This is a genomic window from Fodinibius sp., assembly GCF_041642155.1.
Taxonomy (GTDB): Bacteria; Bacteroidota; Rhodothermia; order Balneolales; family Balneolaceae; genus Fodinibius.
The window spans coordinates 1-15686 of record NZ_JBEPWZ010000048.1 but is presented as its reverse complement, the minus strand read 5'-3'; the positions used below and the strand labels follow the sequence as shown (position 1 = coordinate 15686).

Annotated in this window: 15 protein-coding genes; 4 read left to right on the top strand and 11 right to left on the bottom strand. The window is 50.4% G+C overall.

The window, feature by feature from the left end:
- The 4 genes from ACESLU_RS04940 to ACESLU_RS04925 form a co-directional block, all read right to left on the bottom strand.
- Positions 1-1228, bottom strand: a 1228-nt coding sequence (locus ACESLU_RS04940) for a mechanosensitive ion channel domain-containing protein (protein WP_372635987.1), incomplete at its 3' end; no start/stop codon positions are given.
- A gap of 74 nt (positions 1229-1302) precedes the next feature.
- Positions 1303-1461, bottom strand: a complete 159-nt coding sequence (locus ACESLU_RS04935; protein ID WP_372635990.1) for a YqaE/Pmp3 family membrane protein — start codon at positions 1459-1461, stop codon at positions 1303-1305.
- A gap of 155 nt (positions 1462-1616) precedes the next feature.
- Positions 1617-2264 carry a transcriptional repressor LexA gene (gene lexA / locus ACESLU_RS04930; RefSeq protein WP_372635985.1) on the bottom strand — a complete coding sequence of 216 codons (648 nt, stop codon included), beginning with the start codon at positions 2262-2264 and terminating at the stop codon, positions 1617-1619.
- 203 nt (positions 2265-2467) lie between these two features.
- Positions 2468-3697 (bottom strand): sensor histidine kinase, encoded by a 1230-nt coding sequence (locus ACESLU_RS04925; RefSeq protein WP_372635982.1) that lies wholly within the window; start codon positions 3695-3697, stop codon positions 2468-2470.
- Between the two features lie 580 nt (positions 3698-4277).
- Here ACESLU_RS04925 and ACESLU_RS04920 point away from each other — a divergent pair.
- Positions 4278-5363, top strand: coding sequence for an alkaline phosphatase (locus ACESLU_RS04920; protein WP_372635979.1), 1086 nt, complete (start codon positions 4278-4280; stop codon positions 5361-5363).
- Between the two features lie 86 nt (positions 5364-5449).
- Here ACESLU_RS04920 and ACESLU_RS04915 read toward each other — a convergent pair whose 3' ends face one another.
- Positions 5450-6310 carry a GIY-YIG nuclease family protein gene (locus tag ACESLU_RS04915; RefSeq protein WP_372635977.1) on the bottom strand — a complete coding sequence of 287 codons (861 nt, stop codon included), beginning with the start codon at positions 6308-6310 and terminating at the stop codon, positions 5450-5452.
- A gap of 618 nt (positions 6311-6928) precedes the next feature.
- On the opposite strand from ACESLU_RS04915, the gene ACESLU_RS04910 reads away from it, so the two are divergent.
- The 3 genes from ACESLU_RS04910 to ACESLU_RS04900 are packed head-to-tail and all read left to right on the top strand — an operon-like array spanning position 6929 to position 9233.
- Entirely contained in the window at positions 6929-7381 is a 453-nt protein-coding gene (locus tag ACESLU_RS04910) for a C40 family peptidase (protein ID WP_372635973.1), read from the top strand.
- Positions 7382-7387: 6 nt separating this feature from the next.
- Positions 7388-8323, top strand: a complete 936-nt coding sequence (locus tag ACESLU_RS04905) for a type VI secretion system baseplate subunit TssG (RefSeq protein ID WP_372635970.1) — start codon at positions 7388-7390, stop codon at positions 8321-8323.
- 10 nt (positions 8324-8333) lie between these two features.
- Positions 8334-9233 (top strand): TssN family type VI secretion system protein, encoded by a 900-nt coding sequence (locus ACESLU_RS04900; protein WP_372635967.1) that lies wholly within the window; start codon positions 8334-8336, stop codon positions 9231-9233.
- Positions 9234-9397: 164 nt separating this feature from the next.
- On the opposite strand, the gene tssO is transcribed toward ACESLU_RS04900, so the two are convergent.
- The 6 genes from tssO to ACESLU_RS04870 all read right to left on the bottom strand — a co-directional run.
- Positions 9398-9907: a type VI secretion system TssO gene (gene tssO / locus ACESLU_RS04895; protein WP_372635964.1), complete on the bottom strand. Its 510-nt coding sequence runs from the start codon at positions 9905-9907 to the stop codon at positions 9398-9400.
- A gap of 15 nt (positions 9908-9922) precedes the next feature.
- Entirely contained in the window at positions 9923-11080 is a 1158-nt protein-coding gene (locus ACESLU_RS04890) for a hypothetical protein (protein ID WP_372635961.1), read from the bottom strand.
- 29 nt (positions 11081-11109) lie between these two features.
- Positions 11110-12135 carry a PKD domain-containing protein gene (locus tag ACESLU_RS04885; RefSeq protein WP_372635958.1) on the bottom strand — a complete coding sequence of 342 codons (1026 nt, stop codon included), beginning with the start codon at positions 12133-12135 and terminating at the stop codon, positions 11110-11112.
- Positions 12107-13981, bottom strand: coding sequence for a hypothetical protein (locus tag ACESLU_RS04880; RefSeq protein WP_372635956.1), 1875 nt, complete (start codon positions 13979-13981; stop codon positions 12107-12109). Before ACESLU_RS04880 ends, ACESLU_RS04885 begins: the two co-directional genes overlap by 29 nt.
- A gap of 10 nt (positions 13982-13991) precedes the next feature.
- On the bottom strand, positions 13992-14423 hold the full coding sequence (locus ACESLU_RS04875; protein ID WP_372635953.1) for a GPW/gp25 family protein: 432 nt from the start codon (positions 14421-14423) through the stop codon (positions 13992-13994).
- A 45-nt stretch (positions 14424-14468) separates the two neighbouring features.
- Positions 14469-15686 (bottom strand): type VI secretion system contractile sheath protein TssC (locus ACESLU_RS04870; protein WP_372635950.1); only part of this gene is annotated, 1218 nt, incomplete at its 5' end.

Genomic DNA, 15686 nt, shown 5'->3' with positions numbered 1-15686 from the left:
GAGCCGGGGAATCCCCGGTTAACTGAACCGGCACACCTTTGGGAAAGACCATCTCTCTCGCTTCATCCGGCATGGAAATCCCTTCTTCCCGGTAGGCCGTTTTTATTAACCGCAATAAGGATGACTTAACTTTCAGCAGGTTATGCGTATGGGCATTCACCCAAAAGTAAAACTGTACATTGACGGTAGAAGCGGCCAGTTTGTCCAATAAAACCCAGGGCTCCGGCTCCCTGAGTACCGCGGGATGATCCTCTAAAATTTTTGCCCCTATTTCCTGGGCTTTGGTGACGCTGTCATCGTAGCCGATCCCAATAGTGAATGTCGTTCGCTGGTTGGGATTACTCGTATAATTGAGGATACTGCTTTTGTAAACCGTGGAATTCGGGATTTGGATATGATTGCCGTCCAGCGTCATAAGCAGCGTCGCACGAACGGTAAGCCGCTGGATAAAACCCGTCGTGCCGCTAATCTCTACAAGATCACCGGCGCGAAAAGGATTTTGGATACTCAGAAAAATACTGGCCAGGAAATTTTCGGTAATATCCCGGAATGCGATCCCCAGGACAATACCCAGCAGGCCGGTACCGCCCAATACCGTGAGGGCCACACCGGTTAAGTCAGCGATATGGAAAACGATATACAACCCCAGAAGAAATACCACGACAGCGACGCCCCTTGCGGCAATATCCTGCAGCAGGATATTCATCTCCCGCTTCTTTAAAGAGGCGCGGGTGGCTTTGGCTCCCAGCAAAGAAATGCCCCAGAATATAACTAAAACGAACAAGCCAAAGACCCAAAAGGGGATAGCACGCATGATGCTGCGCCACAGCTCCTGCATCCCGGTAAAGGCGGGTTCGTAATTCCAGATATCAGGCTCCATCACCTGGATTTGATTGACGACCGCCGCGACATCCTGTGTATTTCTGGCAAGCTCCCCGGCCCATCTTTTGAAATCGTCGGTCTCCGTTGAGCCCCGCAGAAAAACAACCCCGTCGTTGACCTCCACTTCGGTATCGGCAAACCAGCCGGTTGCGGCCAATATTCCCCTGAGGCGTTCCCGGATCTCCGAATCTGCCGCCTCCGGGCGGACATCCACCTGTTCCGGCACAGGTGTTTCTGCAGCAGCCTCGTCCGGTACTTCCTGGTTATTATCCTGTGCCCATGCTGCAGCCGGCAAGGCGATCAGCAAAAAACAGATCCAACATAAGCGAAGATTTCTGTAATACATACCACCTGTCTAATGATAAGGGAAATAACTTCCGGATGGATGTCCGGAAACTCCGGCAGATTTTGTGTGAAAAATCAATTTTTGGCAATCACCCACACCGCATGGATAATACCGGGAATATAACCGAGTATGGTTAACAAAATATTTAACCAAAAAGCCCCGGTTAGTCCTACTTCCATAAAGACGCCGAGAGGGGGGAGCAGTACCGCAAAAATAATTTTTAAAATATCCATCTTGTGATCTCTCATTATTATTCGTTAGAATTTTCAACCGGCATGCATCCACCGCCAGCTAACGTTTATCCGCAAATCGACAGGATCTGCATAAACAAGTTAACAGATCCGCCCTATTTTAAAAACTAAAATTGTCAGAGGACCTGACAACTCTGCTATCCGGACCGGAAAATGAGTCCCCAGTTGCCGCCCTTCTTCCAGGCCTTGCCCACGAAGGTGCCGAACACCTGTACCTGCTCCCACTCTCCGGGGGTAATATGGATAGGATCGTAGGCAGGATTTTCGGCCTGCAGGGTGATGCCATCCGGCTTTTTGCGAATGGTCTTCAGGGTCGTCTCCCCGTCATAGAGGATAGCCCCGATCTCCCCGTCGTTCGGCTCGCGCGGGTCGATAATAATATAGTCGCCGTCCCGGATATCCGCTTCAATCATACTTTCGCCGTCCACAATCAGGGCAAAATAATGGTCGGACTTCTCGGGGTAAATTTCCACGGGAAGGTGCCCCAGGTTTTCGCTGATCGCCTCGTGCATCCCGCCCGCGGCGATGCGCCCCCTCACCGGGATGCCCGGATAAAACCCCTCCAGTTGGGAGCGCTTGGTGGGATGAATATCGTAGTTGCCCCGGCTGTGCTTGGTCAGGTAGTTTTTCTTCTCCAGGCTGGCCAGGTGCTGGTAGATGCTGTTGGAGGAGCTGTAGCCGAATTCCTCCTGCATATCCGCATACGATGGAAACTGGCTGTACTCTTCATAGTAACCGAGAATAAATTCCCAAAGCCGGCGCTGCTTGTCAGTCAGTGTTTTCATAAGAGAGCAATAATACAAATTATACATGAAAAAACATATGAAAAAATATATAATGACATGAATTCACATTTTTTTGCAAGGATTTGCCCGCCAGGGGATCGTACTATTGATGAGAGCCTTTAATATAATTGCCTTAGGGAGTCGGCCCTGACCGGCTGGCTCTTTCTGATAAAATTATTTAAATCCACAGAATCCGGACAGGATTATTTCCCGGAAAGATCCCTGGGGAAAAGGATTTTAAAGGTGGTTCCATCCTGGGGGGCCGTGATAATGGTAATATTGGCATCCAACAATTTGCACAGGTGGCGAACAATCAACAAACCGATTCCCTCTCCATGATTCTGCACTTCATCCGGAGCCTGTTGATTAGCCGGCGAAGAAAGAGGCTCGGATTCTACCGATGAGGAGGTTTCCGTTTTTGTGGTAAGACTTTCCGCGTGGGTAGCACTCAAACCGGGACCGGTATCCGTTATTTCAAGCAACCACTGGTCATCGGATTGTACTTTCCACTTCACTTTAACATATCCCTCGCCCGTATATTTCAAGGCATTTAGGATTAAGTTGCGCGCTATTCGCTGGACTTTTTGGCTGTCACTTTTTACAATGAGGGATTCCGGGCCGTCATAGGCCAATTCCAAGTCTTTGGAGGTCGCCATCGGGTGCATGCTCTCACAAAGTTGGCTTAGTATCTTTGTGGCATCAAATTCGGACAACTCAACTTCTTCATGCCGGGCCTCCAACCGGAACAGATCGAGCAAATCATTAAGCAACTGTTCCAGGCTGTCGGCAGATATCGACATTTTCTCAATAATCTCTGCCGCCTCCGGGTCAATATGTTCATCTTCCAGCAGGAAAAAGCCCATTTGAATATTTTTCATAATCCCCTTAAGGTCATGAGAGGTACGTCTCAGGTTATGCCGCCGTGATATATCGCCTGGTTCTTTAAGGGCTTGCTGCAAATCACGCAACTGGGCTTCTGATTCCTTTTGCTGAAGCTCGGCATATTTCTTAACGCTAAATAAAATGCCTTCATTAATATCCTCGATCAAGAATCTATGGGCTTTTTTCAAGGAAGCAACGCTCAAGGTATCCTCCTGGTGAAAGGCGTCGATTTGATCCATCAGTACGAGCTCCAAAACATTCCATTCCCGCATGGTCTCCTGCAAAGCAAGTCCATACTCCCAGCGCTGTGAACCGTGCATTTCTCCCAGAACATCCGATAATGCTTGACGTTGATGAAGCATGCTGTTGCAAAAATTATCGATAAAAGCAGGTATGCTATTCTGAAAGGCACTTTGCGAGATGGAAAGCAGGTCTTTGGATTTTACTTCTCTTTCCGTTATCTCCCGCTCCCACTGTTCAAGAATGGCTTCCTTTTTATCGCCTAAATACTCAGCTAATATCTTTAACTCCGGATGGGGTTCTTCGGGCATTGTATTCTGTTATGATCCTGTGGTATAATGATATATCTATTCCTGTTAACCACTACTCACTGTAAAATTTTGTTTCTAAATAAAAGGCTTTTTGTTCAAAAATAAAATATGCATGCGATAATGGACCGACACCCATTTTTCATAGTGCATTTGAAATAGCGATAGAACGTTCGACCATCCCGATCAACAAGGATGAACGGGAGACCCAACCAATTGTTTCGGGTTTAAAAATCCAAAAACGGGCAGGCCCATATGCTTCATCAATAAATGCGCGCTCAATCGAATACAAGAAGGCTTTTCAAAACTGTTCTTTTGCCTAATACCTGCATCTTCGCCCCTTCAACATCCTCACAGATGACTTATATGGGGTGTTTTTGGATACGCTCAGGCATGGATAGCGGCTAAAATTTCCGGTTCTGCAAAGCCAGCTGAAAAGAGACGTTTTTTTCTTGATTTTATGCTATATAATGATAAATTGACACTCAAAGTAAGTATGCGTTGAGGGTACAATTGTCCTCCACAATTAAATCGTTCACCAAATAACTGGACCTGCAAGAAACCGGAATTACATCATATAAGAATGAAAAACATACCAAGCGTCGTTACGTACTGCCTTCTGCTTTTCTTAACCGTCAGCTGCACCCCTGAAACTGAAGAAGAAAAGCGTCCGCCCCAGGCTAAAAACATCATCCTGATGATCGGTGATGGCATGGGCACCGCCCAGATCTATGCCGGACTCACGGCCAATAAGGGCTCGCTCAACCTGGAGCAAATGACCCATTCAGGCTTCATTAAAACCTCTGCTTCCGACGACTATGTCACTGATTCGGCGGCGGGAGCAACCGCCTTTTCCGCCGGACACAAAACCTATAACGGGGCCATCGGGGTCGACTCCACCAAGAATCCGGTAACCACCATCCTGGAGACTGCAGAAGAGCGGGGTTTGGCTACGGGACTGGTGGCCACCTCATCGATCACGCATGCCACTCCCGCCTCCTTTATTGCTCACCAGCCCTCGCGGGATATGGCGGAAGCAATTGCGGCCGACTTCCTGAAAACGGACATCGATGTATTTATCGGAGGTGGAGAAGAATATTTCAGTGACCGGGAAGACGGAGAAGATCTGCTTCGTCAGCTGGAAGAAAACGACTACCGGGTTTCTAATGATATCGAAGAGATCACGAGCACAAACAGCGGAAAACTGGCGGGCTTTTTACCGGTACGCCGCTGGTCGGAAGACCGGGGTGACCAGCTAATGGAAACGTCACAGACGGCGGTCAATATACTGGATCAAGATGAAGACGGTTTCTTCCTGATGATAGAGGGGTCGCAAATAGACTGGGGCGGCCACGACAACGACCTGCAATACGTGATACAGGAGATGATCGATTTTGATCGCACGATCGGAAAGGTGCTTGAATTCGCTGAAGAGGATGGGGAAACCCTGGTTATAATTACCGCTGACCATGAGACCGGCGGACTGACGTTAACGGGCGGAGACCTGGAAACGGGGGAAGTGGAAGGAGAATTCTCCACCGGCAGCCACACCGGTACGCTGGTTCCCGTCTTTTCTTACGGCCCGGGCGCCGAACACTTCAGCGGCATTTATGAAAACACCGCGATCTATGACAAAATGATGAACGCCCTGGAGCTGAACGCCGAGTAGAACGAACAAGAACCATGCTGTCGGGGAGCCCTTCGCACCCAGCACATATCTGTGCCGGGTGCTACTCCTCCTCTATATTTTTTCTTCTACTCTTCCCGCTGCAAAAATGCCAGCTCTACCAGGTAGTCGTCCAGCTTATCCTGGGGAATGAGGTGGGAGTCAAGGTCCAGCCGTTCCACCATATGCCGGTTGCGCAGGGCGCAACGCTGGTAGAAACCTTTCAGGGCTTCCATATCCTTCAGGATGAGCTTCCCGAGAAATTGCTCCAGGAGCTTATGCCGATCGGTATGATCAAGGATCGTATGTAAAAGCTGGTCCGATTTACCGCCCAGGAAGCGGCGGACCTGCTCTCGTTTTTGGTCTGCAATCCTTAGGGTATAATGCAGCGGGGTCAGCCTGTTTAGCAATTGGGAGGGCAGCAGAAAGGGCGTGGCTACCTGCTTTTCCATGATATACAGCTGGCGGAGGAGGGCTCCCAGGGCCCGGCGAACGCCCCGGTGTCCTTTGAAAGCGCCGAAAATATACTCCGGAGTTACCTCTTTTCGATGCATCCGAAGATGGAAGGCCAGGACCTCTCCCTCCGGCACCGCTGAAATATAGTAATAGGTTTCGGGCGCTTTTTTAGCCCGGTTGAAGGGCGGCCTTCGGGTCCGTATAAGCTCGTTTTCCCGCAGCAGTGCTTCCTCCTCGCTGGAACACTGCTCAATAGTTATGCGGCGGACCATGCGAACCAGTCTCCTGGTCTTCCGGGAGCCGGAACCTGAGGTTACGCGCCGGTAGGTAAACAGGCGCCGGCGAAGGTTCTTGGCTTTTCCCACATACAGCAGCAGGTCTTCCCGGCTAAACATTTGATAAACGCCAGGCCGGGTGGGCAGCGCTTCAAAAAAATCTTTCCCAAGACGCTCTTCCAGCGGGTTGCCGGTCTCAAAAAGAAGCGGATCATTCATAATCTAACGGGCCATGCTGTTTTGCCGAATCATATCCCCGGCGACTGACAGCATGGTGTCAGGGGGCTTGCCAATCAGCGAACTTCGCCGTCAGGCATCCGGCCGGCCTTTCTCCCTAAAATGCGGGATGGTCCTATTTTTTCCCCGTTTCAAAAAAAGCCGGGTTACCCCCGTTCACACCGGGGAATTTGTCCCTGATCAAGACGAACCCCAAAAACGGGTTGAGAGCACTTGCGTACACCATTTCTGCTTTCTATATTTGTCAAAAGAGGGTTTTGAAAACCAGGTATATTGATCAACATCAACGCTTGAACGCATTCAAAACCGTAGCAATAAGACCTATGTGAAAATATTGAATGCGCCAAAATGCAGAGATCGGCCAGAAAGCGGTTTTGCGAAACCCTTTAAAATCAAGAGAATTCATACGAGACTTGAGTGCTGTCAAAATTACTTCTTCCTATGGAAATCAGGTGGGTCGTTAGAGGTTGCGCTTTACTATTGATCATCTTTTTATCGTTCCAGGCTTGCAGCTCAGCGGGGAGGGTACAGCGTCCGTCAAACGGAAGCGAATATCAGGTTACGGACCCTGTAGAAATTAAACGCCGGGATTCCCTCATTGTGGAGAAGTATGCCTCCGTGCTGGATACCGACCCTTCACTCATTGAGCAGTCATTCACTCTTTACCAATTCATCGAACAGCAGCTCAACACCCCTTGCAGCGGCACGCCTGGCGACCATGCGACCAGCGATGGCGAGCTAACCCGGCAGATTTTTAACCGGGTTTATGACCGCAAGATTCCCGCTACTTACGACGATCTCAGGAAATCGCCATTGATCCCCAAATTTTCGTCCAGATCCTATTTAGCGGAGGGCGACCTCATCTTTTTTGAAGAGGAGGATGCCGACCAGCCATCAGGAGAGCACCCCCAATCCGGGGAACAAGCCGTAGGGATATATCTACAGAACGACAGGTTTGTCATCTGCTCGGAGGAGGCCGGCGCGGTGGTGATAAACGATCTGGACAGCCGCTATTGGAGCAGACGTTACAAAATGGCGGGGAGACTAAAGTAAGGTGCTATGAAAGAGCTGATCCATCGTATCCATAACAGTAATGAGGATATCCGGTCAGAGATCATTGTTTCCGACCTGCTTGCCAGCGGCATGCATACAGAAAATATCTCCGTCAGGTTCGCCGGGCAGCTGAAGCGTCCCTGCAGCAGGGATATAGCCGATGTATGCCTGACACCCGGGGACGGGGGGCCCCAGCAGCTGGAGATCATCCTCAACCGCGACAGTATTTATGATACTCTTCCCGAAGGGATGTTCCATCAGCCATCGGCCGGGAACCCCTCCCTGTCTGTTCCCTCCATGGTGGAGGAATATCACCAGCAGCAACAGGAAGAAGAGGAGGCCCGGCAGTTTTTTGCTCCTTTTGAAAACGAACTGTTCCTGCAGCGCACCTTTACCGAATCGGAAGAATTTCGGCAGCTGTCACAAATACAGCAGTCGCAATTGGATCCTTCTCTATTGGCACAGCTTGGGATCGACCCCGACCTTCCTCAAGCGTTTACCGCAACATTCCTGAGGATCCTGCCGCATCTCCCCCGCATTGCGGGCGACCTTGCGAAGACCGAACAGCTTTTTTCGCTCTTACTGGACGACCCGGTACGCCTGAAAGCGGACCCATGCCCCAGGGCCGAAACATGTGACCACTCCCCCTTGCTGGGAGACGCCACCCTCGGGGACGATCTAACGGCCGGAAATACCCTGCTGCCCGACCATAACGTCTTTCGATTAACGGTCGGACCTGTGTCCGCGGAAAAGCTCCCCGGCTATGAGGATGAAGGGTGGGAGGCGGCAGCACTGCAAACGCTGATTAATTTCGTTATCCCCGTAGAATGGGAGTTAACGGTGCAAATCGAAATAACAAAAGAAGAAGCCCGGTCCTTCTCCCTCAATAATGAGGACCGGACCGGTGCGCGCCTGGGATATACAACCTCTTTACCTGAATAAATATACTACTATGGACAAAAGAACCCTTATCATCGCTGCCTCATTTTTGGGACTGTCGCTGGCTATGTTCTTCCTGATGGCGGCGGTCATCAAGAACTTTCTTGCTACGAAGAAAAAAGTCTTTATCTATGCGGTCATCACCCTTGTTGCATTTTCACTGGTAGCGTTGCTGGGATACCAGGGCCTGATCTCCGGCCCCGGCATACAGCTGCTGGTGTTTCAGCTCTGCCTCTTTGGCCTGGGGATGGTGCACGCCGGGACTTTGTATCAGTATATGGACTGGGAACAGAAGGACGCTTTCCATCCGGATATTATGTTCAGCCTGTTCATATGGTTAGCCGGACTCATCCCTTTTTATGTGATCTATTCTCTCATCTCCGGCACCCCCGGTTACCCGTATCACATGCTGGGAACCTCACTGTTTTTTATCGTCCCGATACTCTTCCGGAAAACTTTTGTCGCGGCCCGGGCAGTGCCTCTCCCCGAGATGGAACAGTGGTACTATCCGGTTCATACCAGCGTCCCCGATCCCGAGGCGCATGAACTGGAAAACCCATTTGTCATCACCTTTGTTGTTCGCAAGAAGGCAGAAGATCCCGAACCTGCCAGCTTCAGGGCTAAAGCGCCTGCAGAGATGAAATTAGGACGTTTATTCTACTATTTTGTGGAAGATTATAACGAGCAGCACTCGGGCGATCTGCTGGAATACAGCGACCAGTTCGGACGTCCCTATGGATGGGTATTCTACTTCAAGCCCCGGTGGTACCTCTTTTTTAGCAAGCGTTACAGGGATCCGGCACAGACTGTAAAAGAAAACAATATCGGGGAAAATACGGTCATTATTTGCGAGCGAGCTGATATCCTGGATGAAGAGGTGAAAGCTCTCGAAGGCGAAGTATTTACTTATTGAACCCTTTGCAAAACCGTTCTTTTAGCCAATCACTGCATTTTCGCGTATTCAAGATCCTTACACATGCTCACACATGCTTTATATGCTGTGGTTTTGAGCTCGCTCAGGTCTTGATATTGATATGGGCTAAAATTCGTGGTTTTGCAAAGGGTTCTAAAGGGTTCTTATTGAGAAAGTTGCCGGCATATATCCAAATCTCGCCGCGTTTGCTCCAGCGTTTCTTTATAACGCTCTACATTTTGCTGATACTCCCCGATCAGCTGCTGCGCCTCCCGCAAGTCGCGTAACCTGCGCTTGCTTTCCTGCAGGGCCAGCATCGTTTGAATGACGTAGTCGTACAGCTTGGGCTGACGTAAACTGTCGTTTTGGGGAATGGATTCTTTGACACCTGCCAATTTAGTACTTACCACCTGTTCCAGATACATCACATTCTGTCCCGACTGGTTGATAGAGTCCAGGGTGACCTTGACCTCCCGGATGCTTTCCGAAAAGTCGGTTTGAAATTCAAGCTCCTTTTCCAGTTTCGCGTATTGCGCCCTCAGAATCTTATTTTCTTCCACCGGAATCTGAACATTCACATAAACCGCTCCCGTCACAAAAAGAAGGGTTACCAGAAAAAAGGCTAAAAAGGTCCAGAAGGCTCTCCGTCGTTCTTTTTTATTCAATGATTCCATAATCGGCTTTGTATGTTATTCAGCTAAAAAGTTGATTCTTTTTTTCTCGCGGGAAGGGGGACGTTTTTCTTCCTTGACAAATATATCCTTGCCGGATCTGCGGCCGATGTAGTCCAGTTCATCCAGCTTGGCATAAAGCCCTGTCATCTCCTCAAGAAACCGCGAGCAGACGTCCACGGCTTCTGCAATAGCCGTATGGTCATACACGTGATCCACAACCCGGCTGATTACCTTTTCAAACTGTCCCTGGTTCAGGTCGCACCACTCCGCAAAATAGTTAATCAACTCTTCTTTCCCCGCGCCCCGGTATATGGCGACAGAATTCTCAATCAGCCTTCCCAAACTCGCTATATGCTCGATCATATGGACGGGTGGGGCCCATTGCAGGGCCCCCTGAAACCGGCAGAGCGTCGTTCCCAGCCAGGAAAGAATATCCCTGCTCAGCTGATGTACCATCACAGCAAGCGGGTATTCCCGCTCTTTGGCAGCTATTTTCCGGATGATCCGTATGCACAGTGTTTCGAGTTTTCTCAGCGACCGACAAAATTGGGTATGGGTATCAATCAGCATAGGCGAGCTGTACAACGCCATACACGGGGGTATATACTGTTCATTCAACTGGATGCCGGCGGCATCCACAATAATTTCGCCGATGCTGATATTAAAAGCGCCATAATCACTTAGAGCTGTACGTGCCGGCTTTCTGGGTAACAGTCCCAATCGCGAGCCCGGTTGGATATAGGGCCGGCGGGGTGGTATCTCCCCGGGATCCGGTTCTCCGATCTCCTCGGGATCAAAAGGATCAGCGGAAAGCACCAGCAGGTACCGCTGTTCCTGCTCCGTCTCCGTAATTTCCTCCGGTACTGCTGCTGTGTAGTGGCGGGGCTGTCCGGATTCGCTACCGATATCAATAATAAAGCCGCCGGGCGTAGCAGCCTTGCAGCGAAACACTTTCACATGAATCGTATCGGTATTTTCTATGGTTATGCTCAGTTTACAAGAAGGACCCTCACCCTGGGAAGACGGAAGCAGAAGGCCATAGTTCAGGGGGGTAAGCTGCGTGGCCACGCCCCGCATGAGCTGTTGGCTGAGCGCCCGCTGCTGATCAACGAAATGTTGCTTCCGGATTTTCATTCCGTCCACCCAGTTTACCATATGATATTTTTCAGACATAGTTGTTCGGTTTCGTGATGAATAACAAATTAGAATAGGCCGAGAACTTTTTTCCTGTTATAGTCGACCTTTATTAAATCAATGCAGCCGGTTTCCCTCTGTTTGAGGACTTCCAGATTTTCGATAGAAACCTTTTTCCCCTGGATATCCTGCAGCAGTACCCGCAGGCTCTTTTCTTCGCCATCGGCGCGGACGCGCGTATTAAAGCCCTCACAGCAAAACGGGATTAACGTTTCGGGCGCTCTTTGCTCTTCCGCCACCTGCAGCAGATAATCCTCCAGCTGCATGCGGCTCAGTTCGGGAGTCCGGTTTTGCGGTACCGGTTTGAGGGGCGGGGCCAGCGGCACCTCTGCTATGGAGATGGTGTCACCCACCTTCTCTTGCTTCAGTTCTGCTCTTTCGGGGAGATCCAGGTCAAACTTCGGCTCCTCGACCGGCCGGGCAAAAACCGTTATGCGTTTTTTAGCGGCATAGCGTTCCTTCCCGTTCACAATGAGCATTACGGTTTTAACCCCGGAAGACTGAAATACATAGGTGGGTTCTTTTGTCCTCGCGTCCACCTGCATTGTTTCACCGAAGCTCCACTGCCACTCTTTGGCTCCAGCCGTGTTATCGGTAAACCGGACCGGCTCTCCCACCCTTGCGGTCGGGGGCATGCTGAAGTCAGGATACCGGCTGGAAGGGACTGCGGGTTCTCTTTTGCGAACCACCACTTGTTTCCGGACGGAGCATCCCCCGTCCACTTGCAGGGTAACCCTGTATTCTCCGGGATGTTTGAAGACGTGGAGAACTTCTTCCCCCGCCGCCGGGGGACTCCCGTCGCCAAAGGCCCACTCCCGTCCGGCGGCCTGCGGACTTTGATCCTTAAAAGACACAATATGACCGGCAATCAGCTGGTCCCGGTCAAAGGTAAAGTCAGCACCAGTGCAATCACTATAGGTGAGCAATTTATAGCCCAATACAAACAGGCCCATAACGGCCGTCAGCGCTACGGTTATCCAGATCGAACGGTCAAATACCGGCTTGTTATTTGGTTGCTCTTCCCGCATTGCCATCTAATCCGACAGATTTCCGGTTATCGTTTTCATCTACTATCAGTCGATAGGGAAAAGAATGGGCGACCCGCGTCCGGATTTTTACCAACAGGTCCTCAAGCAAGAAATCCCACTCTTTGGCGGAGGTCCCCACCCGCTCATCCGCTGTCAGTACAATATCAATAGTTCGCATCAGCCCTTCCTTCTCTCGCATGCCGTGTGCTACTCCTTTTGTTATCTCAATCTCCTTCACCCGGCGGCCAAGCTGCTCCCTGCAAAAAGCTCTTATATCTTCCGCCGTGACCAGACGGTTGCCGGCAAGCAGCGTTCGCTTGAAAGAAACCAGTTTTTCCTGGTCGGAGAGCCTGTCTCTTCCTCCTACGGCCGGCGTAACCAACAGCGTACTTTTGGGCCGGATGTCACTTCGTCCCATAACCTCCAGCCGGGTCCCCGCAGCAATATCATTGGCACGGCTGCCGGCAGTGCTTGAAAACTCGACAAAAAGACTATCCCTCTCTTTGAAATTACGCATCACCAGGTACGAGGTGGTTTTATCAATCGTCATTCCGGCAACTTTATCCTCCAGATCTCCCATCAGCATGTTAATCTCGCTGACAATACTTTCGAGTGCCTCAGTGCCAATCGCAGCATACGAAGCCGTCTCATCCTTGAGTGTTTCAAGCAAATACTGCAGTTCTTCTTTAGCCTCGAATGCACCGAATCGGCCGACGCCCCTGCTTCTGAGCAGGACAGTGTTTTCTTCATTCGTTTGCGCATCATCCAGGGCGCGGACATGGTAGGAATCGTTCTCCGAGTCTACTATTTTCCTGATATCATAGAAAAAGTCGTTACTCGTTAATGGAATAATATTCAGGTTTTCCCGAAGCCGGTACATCAGGTCGTGATCCCGCCTGTTCAGGACCGGAAAACAGTTTGTAAAACAGAATACATCGTCCAACAGCTTTGGGGGCACAACCTTCGGAAATTCCACCCTGACCCATACCAGATGATCATCAATCTTACCCAGGGTGTCCGTGTCAAAAGTATCCTGTATTTTTCCCGGGAGGTTTCCTCTCGCCGAAGCCAGTCCCTCTATATTCCGCACCGTAACGAAGCGGCGCTCATAAAATGTATTGATCTCCCGGCACCTCCTTTCGCTGGTCCGGTACCTGCTCGTTAACAGCTTGTTCAGGCTGTCTTCCTTACGGGCCGTCGAGGGATATCCCGGCCTTTTCTCCAGTTCCCGACCGTTTAAAAACCAGCGGCTATTTCTGAGATGGTTGAAAAAGAAATCCTTTTGGCCTGCATTCAGGAGATTAAAGCAAAAAGTGAGCTCCTCCACCGATTCGACCGCTTCGCTGGTATCGAGTCCAATGTACAAGGCGGCCGGGGGCAAGAAGGTATCGCCCGCTGCATATCCCAGCACGCTTTTATATTTGTGATCAATTAACTCACAGATACGGTTGCCGGAAGCCTGGCACTTCACCCCGGCATCAACCAGCGGAAAACGTCCGGCGGGACTGAAGTACAACTCCCTGTCGGCGCCTGATTGCGGTCCCCCGCAAAAAAACTGTTCCTTTTCATCCACATAGCCGCTGCCATTCAAAGGCAGGGCAGAGGCAATAGCATGTGCAGGAACGGCCCGGGTGGCGGCAGCGGGGAGGAGCAGGCGCGCGAGCTCTTCGGTGAGACGGGACTGCGAGAGCTTCTTCTCCCGGTTTATCCTGGCCAGCTCTGCGGCACAGGCGTTCATCAGCAGGGCCACGATGGGATCAAAAGCGGCTTCATTTTCCACCCCGGGGTAATCCCACATTTTGGCTGCTGTTCGGAGCATCCGGCTTTTTATGCTGTCGCGGCTCTCTGGCATCTCTTTTGTGCTATTTGTATGACAAGGGCGCAATATAACATTGCTCCTCATGGCTAAAAGGTTTTCTGTTGACCGTAATTGTACCGGTTATGGTAATATCAAGGCGCTTGCTCAATTGTTTGATACCACCTCCGCCCGTCTCTTCCTGCAGCCACCGTATGTTGACCCGCACCTGCTCGAGCCGGGGTTCATACCGGTTTATGCAGCGGAGAACAGAGCGGTTAATCTCTTCCCTGATCGCATGATTCTCGGAAATATTGCCGAATTCATTTTCCCAGATACTATTTCCGAACTTCTCGTCATGCTTGTTCTCATTAAAATGAGACGTAATCATCAGGTGGATATGATCGCTTATCGAGTCCTCAAGGCTGCAACGGGCAAGCTCCTTTTTCTTTATGACCCGTCCCAACCTGAGAGGCAGCGAATAATAGGAATGCTTCATCGGTCCGTATGTACTCTGCAAAGGTTACGTAGTAGCACTTCCCTGCTAATCCTGCTCGTATTCCGCTTCCCATTCATTCCCGTCCTCTCCCTTTTGGCCATCCATTTTAATCAAGAAGTTCTTGGCCGGGAAAAAAGGTCGCAAGTGAATATCAAGATTAATGTGATCTTTCTTGTTGGGATCCTGCTCAAAGCGCCGTATATCAAAATTTTCAATCAGCTTATCGGGTCCCGTTACGCCATCAAGGAACCTGACAATCTGCCGGAGCAGGTCTTTCTTGGTCCGGGAATTAAAGTTTTCGAAAGCGCGGCGGTTCAGAAAATCCATCAGTACTTTGGTGATATAATCAAAGACCCTTACCACAGAGTAGGTTTGCAATCCCAGGTTATCGCCATTAAACAGCGTTTTAGCCGAAAAAGCCATGACCTTTCCGTATTCACTTACCATCGGGACCAGCCCTAATTTCTCGATATTTGCTATCTCACTTTTCTTCAATGGAAAGCGCACCGAATCCGCTTCACTGATACTGCCGAACTTCTTGCCGGCGGCGACCTGCGACATCCGCGTTCCATATATCTTCCCCGCATAAGCCCCCGCGGCGGGCACGTATAAAGCTTCATTCTCGCCCACTTCGCCCGCCTTGTCGCGTCCCATGATCCAGTTGCACGTCATGATCACATTGGAACGATACTTCTCTCCCCCTGTCAGGTTGGCCGCTTCAAACATCTCCATGACATCGTCGGGGGTATCGAAATTGCCGAAGTCGGTGACCAGCATGACCTTGTTCTCATGAGCGATCTTCGCCCATTTTTCCAGCACTTTATTGGAGCCCAGGTAGCCGGGGATGACCAGCAGCGAATAATTTTCGCGGAGGTCGAGCCGGTCGTAATTGCTTTTCAACTGTTCCGATACGGCGTCAATAAAGCGGCTGAAATCCAGATCCGTCAACTGTGTCATATCCGCATTCATAAGCGAAATGTTTTTAACCTTATCCTCTTCCGAATTTTTAAAAAACAGGGCTACCGACCGGTACGAACGCTCAAGATCCCGGGTCTGATGCAACGCCTCTTTCAGGTTAGCCTTTAACACGCGATCTGTCTCATCCAGAGTTTCCTCACACCCGGCTACAATGTCGACCACATCTCCTTCCGCGCTCAAGACCCGCTCCCACACCTTCATGCGCTTCAGCAGATCCTGGCGATCGGCCTTCTTCGATGCTTCATTTAAAAATATCTTTTTACGCGCCCGGCGTTCGGGATTTAA

Coding starts and splice junctions, on each gene's coding strand:
- ACESLU_RS04880 (WP_372635956.1), bottom strand. CDS start 13,981: ATGCCAGAGAGCCGCGACAGCATAAAAAGCCGGATGCTCCGAACAGCA.
- lexA (WP_372635985.1), bottom strand. CDS start 2,264: ATGAAAACACTGACTGACAAGCAGCGCCGGCTTTGGGAATTTATTCTC.
- ACESLU_RS04935 (WP_372635990.1), bottom strand. CDS start 1,461: ATGGATATTTTAAAAATTATTTTTGCGGTACTGCTCCCCCCTCTCGGC.
- ACESLU_RS04875 (WP_372635953.1), bottom strand. CDS start 14,423: ATGAAGCATTCCTATTATTCGCTGCCTCTCAGGTTGGGACGGGTCATA.
- ACESLU_RS04925 (WP_372635982.1), bottom strand. CDS start 3,697: ATGCCCGAAGAACCCCATCCGGAGTTAAAGATATTAGCTGAGTATTTA.
- ACESLU_RS04905 (WP_372635970.1), top strand. CDS start 7,388: ATGAAAGAGCTGATCCATCGTATCCATAACAGTAATGAGGATATCCGG.
- ACESLU_RS04915 (WP_372635977.1), bottom strand. CDS start 6,310: ATGAATGATCCGCTTCTTTTTGAGACCGGCAACCCGCTGGAAGAGCGT.
- tssO (WP_372635964.1), bottom strand. CDS start 9,907: ATGGAATCATTGAATAAAAAAGAACGACGGAGAGCCTTCTGGACCTTT.
- ACESLU_RS04920 (WP_372635979.1), top strand. CDS start 4,278: ATGAAAAACATACCAAGCGTCGTTACGTACTGCCTTCTGCTTTTCTTA.
- ACESLU_RS04900 (WP_372635967.1), top strand. CDS start 8,334: ATGGACAAAAGAACCCTTATCATCGCTGCCTCATTTTTGGGACTGTCG.
- ACESLU_RS04885 (WP_372635958.1), bottom strand. CDS start 12,135: ATGGCAATGCGGGAAGAGCAACCAAATAACAAGCCGGTATTTGACCGT.
- ACESLU_RS04890 (WP_372635961.1), bottom strand. CDS start 11,080: ATGTCTGAAAAATATCATATGGTAAACTGGGTGGACGGAATGAAAATC.